Source organism: Mycobacterium sp., from assembly GCF_049683935.1.
Taxonomy (GTDB): Bacteria; Actinomycetota; Actinomycetes; order Mycobacteriales; family Mycobacteriaceae; genus Mycobacterium.
The window spans coordinates 1-6,155 of record NZ_JBAUJR010000517.1; the positions used below are offsets into that span (position 1 = coordinate 1).

6 protein-coding genes are annotated in these 6,155 nt (G+C 67.8%); 4 read left to right on the forward strand and 2 right to left on the reverse strand.

The annotated features are described in order from the left end of the window. On the forward strand, window positions 1–1,031 hold a 1,031-nt coding region (locus WA965_RS29260; protein WP_526297750.1), incomplete at its 5' end, for a glycoside hydrolase family 3 N-terminal domain-containing protein. Window positions 1,032–1,095: 64 nt separating this feature from the next. After that, complete coding sequence (locus WA965_RS29265) at window positions 1,096–1,755, forward strand: TetR/AcrR family transcriptional regulator (RefSeq protein WP_526297752.1); 660 nt, start codon at window positions 1,096–1,098, stop codon at window positions 1,753–1,755. 14 nt (window positions 1,756–1,769) lie between these two features. On the opposite strand, the gene WA965_RS29270 is transcribed toward WA965_RS29265, so the two are convergent. Together WA965_RS29270 and WA965_RS29275 are read right to left on the reverse strand one after the other, a co-directional pair. Then, window positions 1,770–2,621, reverse strand: a complete 852-nt coding sequence (locus tag WA965_RS29270; protein WP_526297754.1) for a MaoC/PaaZ C-terminal domain-containing protein — start codon at window positions 2,619–2,621, stop codon at window positions 1,770–1,772. Between the two features lie 61 nt (window positions 2,622–2,682). Further along, window positions 2,683–4,035, reverse strand: coding sequence for a 3-oxoacyl-ACP reductase (locus WA965_RS29275; RefSeq protein WP_526297760.1), 1,353 nt, complete (start codon window positions 4,033–4,035; stop codon window positions 2,683–2,685). A gap of 161 nt (window positions 4,036–4,196) precedes the next feature. Here WA965_RS29275 and WA965_RS29280 point away from each other — a divergent pair, with 161 nt between their 5' ends. Both WA965_RS29280 and WA965_RS29285 read left to right on the forward strand, forming a co-directional pair. Beyond that, window positions 4,197–5,498, forward strand: coding sequence for an acetyl-CoA C-acetyltransferase (locus WA965_RS29280; protein ID WP_526297756.1), 1,302 nt, complete (start codon window positions 4,197–4,199; stop codon window positions 5,496–5,498). Window positions 5,499–5,630: 132 nt separating this feature from the next. Further along, window positions 5,631–6,155, forward strand: a 525-nt coding sequence (locus tag WA965_RS29285; RefSeq protein ID WP_526448303.1) for an LLM class flavin-dependent oxidoreductase, incomplete at its 3' end; no start/stop codon positions are given.

A 6,155-nucleotide genomic window follows, 5' to 3' on the forward strand; every position in this document is an offset into this window, starting at 1 on the left:
CCCCTGTCCCGGCGGCCCCCGCCTGCGGTGATCCCGCCGCGATGTCGACCCGGGACAAGCTCGCCCAGCTCCTGATGGTCGGGGTGACCGGCGCCGCGGACGCCCGCGCCGTCGTCGACAGCCACCATGTGGGCGGCATCATGATAGGCAGCTGGACCGACCTGTCCATGCTGACCGACGGCTCCCTGTCCGACATCGCCGCGACGGCAGGCCCGCTTCCCCTGGCGGTGAGCGTCGACGAGGAGGGCGGCCGCGTCTCGCGACTCTCGAGCGTGATCGGCTCCCAGCCCGCCCCGCGGGTGCTGGCTCAGACCAGCACCCCCGAAGAGGTCTACGCGATCGCGAGGGACCGCGGCACTCAGATGCGGAACCTGGGGATCACCGTCGACTTCGCCCCCGTCGTCGACATCACCGACGACCCGGACAACACCGTCATCGGTGACCGGTCCTTCGGTGCCGACCCCACCACGGTCACCGACTACGCAGGCGCCTACGCGCGCGGCCTGCGTGACGCCGGGCTGATGCCGGTGCTCAAGCACTTCCCCGGGCACGGCCAGGGATCGGGTGACTCACACGAAGGCAGCGTCGTCACTCCGCCGCTGGACGTTCTGCAGGCCAACGACCTGCTGCCCTATCGGACGCTGACGGCCGAGGCGCCGGTCGCCGTCATGGTCGGGCACATGGAGATCCCAGGCCTGACCGGCAGCGAACCGGCCAGCCTGAGCCCCGCGGCGTACGCGCTGCTGCGTTCAGGCAATTACGGCGGCCCGCCGTTCAACGGTCTGGTGTTCACCGACGACCTGTCCAGCATGCGGGCCATCACCGACAGGTTCGGTGTCGCCGACGCGGTACTGCGCTCCCTGCAGGCCGGCGCCGACGTGGCGTTGTGGGTCACCACCGCCGAGGTGCCGGCGGTGCTCGACCGCCTGGAAAAGGCGGTGGCGGCCGGCGAACTGAGCATGTCCGGAGTTGACGCCGCGGTGTCACGGATCTCGGCAGCAAAGGGCCCATCTCCCCGCTGCGGCGGCTGATCGGCCTGTCATCTCTTACCCTGTGGTGAGAACACGTCGCGTTCAGGTCAGGAAGGCTCAGCGGATGGCAGGTGGTACCAAGCGGTTACCGCGTGCCGTGCGGGAGCAGCAGATGCTCGATGCCGCAGTGCAGATGTTCTCGGTGAACGGCTATCACGAGACGTCGATGGACGCGATCGCGGCCGCGGCGCAGATCAGCAAGCCGATGCTGTATCTGTACTACGGCTCGAAAGAGGAACTGTTCGGCGCCTGCCTGGACAGGGAGCTGACCCGGTTCGTCGACGAGCTGCGTGGCAACGTCGATTTCGACGACCCGCCGAAAGAGTTGTTGCGCAGCGCCGTCCTGTCATTCCTGAAGTACATCGACGCGCACCGGGCGTCCTGGATGGTGCTCTACACCCAGGCGACCAGTTCGCAGCGGTTCGCCCACACCGTGCGCGAGGGTCGCGAACGCATCATCGAACTCGTCGGCCGCCTGTTGCGTTCGGGCACTCGAGCTCCCGGGCCGGACACCGACTTCGACCTGATGGCGGTTGCGCTGGTGGGTGCCGGGGAGGCGGTGGCATCACGGGTCAGCACCGGTGACGCCGATGCGGGTGAGGCCGCGCAACTGCTGATCGACCTGTTCTGGCTGGGCCTCAAAGGTGCGCCGTCCGACAACAAGGACACCGTGCCGTCCAAGGACACCGCTGCACCTGACAAGGACGCCGTCGCGACGCACTGAGCTCGCGAGCAGCCTCAGGCCGGGGTCACCGATCCCGACAGGTGCGGGTGGCCCTTGGTCAGGTGCCGCAGCGTCAGATCCCAGCCGTCGGCGGTGCGGTCGACGTAGAGGCCTGCGCGAGCCGGCAGCACAACGGGTTTGGCGAACCGCACCGAGTACTTGACCGCGTCGGGCAGCCGGCCTTCGATGTTCGCCAGAACCGCGGCAGCACTGAACATCCCGTGCGCGATCACAGTGGGGAAGCCGAAGAGCTTGGCAGCGATCCCGTTGGTGTGAATCGGGTTGTGGTCACCGCCGACCGACGCGTAGTGACGGATCTGCCCGGCCGTGATGTTCAGGACGGCATTGGGCGGGGGCAGTTTGGGCTGCTTCTGCGGTGGCGACTTGGGTTCGTCGGACAGGCTGGTCCGCTGCTGGTGCAGGAACGTGGTGACCTGATGCCACGCGGTGTCGTTGCCGACATTGACGTCGGTCACGATGTCGACCAGCAGCCCCTTGCGGTGCTCCCGCAGGTTCTCGGCATGCACGGCCACCGAAACGGTATCGGTCACCGAGATCGGCCGGTACTGGGTGATGTGGTTCTCGATGTGCACCGAACCCATTGCCGCGAAAGGGAAGTCGAACGCCGACACCAACGACATCACGGTCGGGAACGTGAGCGCGAACGGATACGTCAGCGGCACGGTGTCGCCGAATCGCAGCCCGGTGACGTTGGCGTACGCGGCGACGTTGGCGGGGTCGATTCTCAATTCGTCCACCGTCAGCGTGCGGTCTGGCAGCGTGTCGTCGCGCGGCACGAAGGGCAGCGCACCAGCGGCTGCCCACAGCATGTTCTTCAAGCCCGAGGGCTGTTGATTCCCGCTCATGATCCTCGCTTCGCTCCGCAAGCTTCGCTCGCCATCGGTCGATTCGCTCCGCAAGCTTCGCTCATGCCCCCAGCATGGCCTGGCCGCACACCCGGATGGTGTTTCCGGTGACCGCGTTGGACGCCGGGTTGGCGAAGTAAGCGATGGCCTCGGCGACATCCACCGGTTGGCCGCCCTGGAACAGCGAATTCAGCCGCCTGCCGACCTCGCGGGTGGCCAGCGGGATCGCGTCGGTCATCTTGGTCTCGATGAACCCCGGCGCGATCGCGTTGATGGTGATGTTCTTCTCCGCGAACTGCGGCGCCAGCGCATCGGTCAGCCCGATCATGCCCGCCTTGGTCGCGGCGTAGTTCGTCTGTCCCCGATTGCCCGCGATGCCGGCCATCGACGACAACCCGACGATCCGACCGCCGTCTCCGATGGTGCCGTTGGCCACCAACTCCTCGGCAAGCCGCAGCGGCGCAAGGAGATTCACCGCGACGACGGAGTCCCACCGGCCTTCGTCCATGTTGGCGAGCAGTTTGTCGCGGGTGATACCCGCGTTGTTGACCAGGATGTCGAGACGGCCGTCGTAATGCTGCTTCACATGGTCGGTGATGCGGTCCACGGCGTCGGCGGCTGTGACGTCGAGCGTCAGTGCGGTGCCTCCGATCTTGGTGGCGACCTCGGCGAGCTCCTCGGCCGCTCCCTCCATGTCGATCGCGATGACCTTCGCGCCGTCGCGCGCGAACACGTGGGCGATCGTCGCGCCGATCCCGCGCGCGGCTCCCGTCACCACGGCGACCTTGCCGTCGAGCGGCTTGTCCCAGTCCGCCGGCGGGGTGGAGTCGGCTGCGCCGACCCGGAAGACCTGGCCGTCGACATAGGCAGACTTTGCCGACAGCAGGAACCGCAGCGTGGACTCCAGGCCGGTCGCCGCGGGCTTGGCGTCGGGGGATAGGTAGACCAGCGCGGCGGTGGCGCCGTTGCGCAACTCCTTGCCCAGCGAGCGGGTGAACCCCTCCAGCGCGCGCTGCGCCGTGCGCTCGTGGACGCTGCCCGTCTCCTCCGGTGTGGTGCCGACGACGACAACGCGCCCCGAGTGGCCGAGGTTGCGCAGCAGCGGGGTGAAGAACTCGTAGAGACCCTTGAGACCCTCGGGTTCGGTGATGCCGGTGGCGTCGAAGACCAGGCCGCCGAACGAATCGGCCCAGCGTCCGCCGAGGTTGTTGGCGACCACGTCGTAGTCCTCGGCCAGGGCTGCCCGCAGTGGCTCCACCACTCGGCCGTCGCCGCCGATCAGCAGCGATCCGGCCAGAGGCGGCTTGCCCGGCTCGTAGCGCCGCAAGGTCTCAGGCTGCGGGACGCCGAGCTGTTTGGCCAGGAATCCACCGGGACCGGAGTTGACGACTTGGGAGAGGAGGTCGGAAGCCACAGCGCTGCCTTTCGCGAAGAAATCGGTGATGTGGAAGCGGTCGAGGGACGGGGTACCCCATCGCCGCACTGTCGTATCGATCACGAACTTACTCCAGAGTAAGAAGCGTGGGTAGTATGACTCTCGACACCCAATGATCCTCGCGACGCCGGGAGGCAGACGTGGCAGACAACAACACACCCCGCCGAGTAGCGATTCTCGGCGGCAATCGGATTCCCTTCGCGCGCTCCGACGGCGCCTACGCGAACGCCTCCAACCAGGACATGTTCACGGCCGTGCTGGACGGCCTGGCTGACCGCTTCAACCTGAAGGGCGAAAAGCTCGACGCGGTGATCGGCGGCGCGGTGCTCAAGCACAGTCGCGACTTCAACCTGATGCGCGAATGCGTGCTGGGCAGCGGGCTCTCGTCGTACACGCCGGCGTTCGACCTCCAGCAGGCGTGCGGCACCGGCCTGCAGTCGGCCATCGCCGCTGCTGACGGCATCGCGCTGGGTCGCTACGAGGTGGCCGCTGCGGGCGGGGTGGACACCGCTTCCGACGCCCCGATCGCGTTCGGCGACGACTTCCGCCGGGTGCTGCTCGGACTTCGGCGGGCCAAGTCGAACCTCGACCGCCTGAAGCTCGTCGGCAAGCTGCCCGCCGCTTTGGGCGTGGAGATCCCGGTCAACAGCGAGCCGCGCACCGGGATGTCGATGGGCGAGCACGCCGCCGTCACCGCCAAGGAGATGGGCGTCAAACGCGTCGACCAGGACGCACTGGCCGCCGCCAGCCACCAGAACATGGCTGCGGCCTACGACCGCGGTTTCTTCGACGACCTCGTCTCGCCGTTTCTTGGTCTCTACCGCGACAACAATCTGCGCGCCGACTCCTCGACCGAGAAGTTGGCCAAGCTCAAGCCCGTGTTCGGGGTGCGCAACGGCGACGCGACGATGACGGCAGGCAACTCGACGCCGCTGACCGACGGTGCGTCGGTGGCGCTGCTGTCCAGCGAACAGTGGGCCGCCGAACGCTCGATCCCGGTGCTGGCGTACTTCGTCGACGGTGAGACCGCGGCGGTGGACTACGTCAACGGCCGCGACGGGTTGCTGATGGCCCCCACCTACGCGGTGCCGCGGCTGCTGTCCCGCAACGGGCTGTCGTTGCAGGACTTCGACTACTACGAGATCCACGAGGCGTTCGCCTCGGTGGTGCTGGCCACGTTGGCGGCCTGGGAGTCCGAGGAGTACTGCAAGGAGCGTCTGGGGCTGGACGGGGCGCTCGGCTCCATCGACCGGTCCAAGCTCAACGTCAACGGTTCGTCGCTGGCCGCCGGGCACCCGTTCGCCGCGACCGGTGGGCGGATCGTCGCTCAGTTGGCCAAGCAACTGGCCGAGAAGAAGGCCGAGACGGGGCAGCCGGTGCGCGGTCTCATCTCGGTCTGCGCCGCAGGTGGACAGGGCGTGACGGCCATCCTCGAGGCCTGAGAAAAAAGATTGCCGGCGGCTGTAACGCCCGCCGCTGAGCGATCGATACATGGGATAGCTCCGTGTTGCCGTCTGACCCCCCGACCCGACGGCAACACGGGGCATTTACTTGTCGGGGCTACTGTTCAGCGCATGCAGATCAGCATGTTCGGACAGCTCAGCGGAGCCGGCAGCGAGTCGCCGATCGAGGCGACCATCACCAACCTGGCGCAATTGCGCGACGAGGGCTTCCGCAGGGTGTGGATGAGCCAACTGCCGTACGAGCCCGACCTTCTCACGGTGCTGGCGGTGGCGCTGCGTGAGGTGGACACCATCGAGGCGGCCAGCGGCGTCGTCCCGATCCAGAACCAGCACCCCATGCAGATGGCGCAGCGCGCGCTGACCGTGAGCCTGGCCTCAGGTGGCCGGTTCACCCTCGGCCTCGGCATGACCCACGCCGCGGTCACCGAGGGAATGTGGGGCATCCCCTGGGACAAACCGGTGCGTAGGCTCAACGAGTATCTCGACGGCCTGCTTCCGTTGCTGGCGGGCGAACCCGCCGACGCGGCGGGGGAGACGGTCACCACCCGCGGCGCCCTGATGATCGCCGGCGCGCCGCGGCCGGACGTCTACATCGCGGCGCTGGGTCCACAGCTGCTGCGGTTGGCCGGCCGCCGT

What these genes read in the sequence shown, in the direction of transcription:
- WA965_RS29270 (WP_526297754.1), bottom strand. Translation starts at nt 2,621, where the DNA reads ATGAGCGGGAATCAACAGCCCTCGGGCTTGAAGAACATGCTGTGGGCA.
- WA965_RS29265 (WP_526297752.1), top strand. Translation starts at nt 1,096, where the DNA reads ATGGCAGGTGGTACCAAGCGGTTACCGCGTGCCGTGCGGGAGCAGCAG.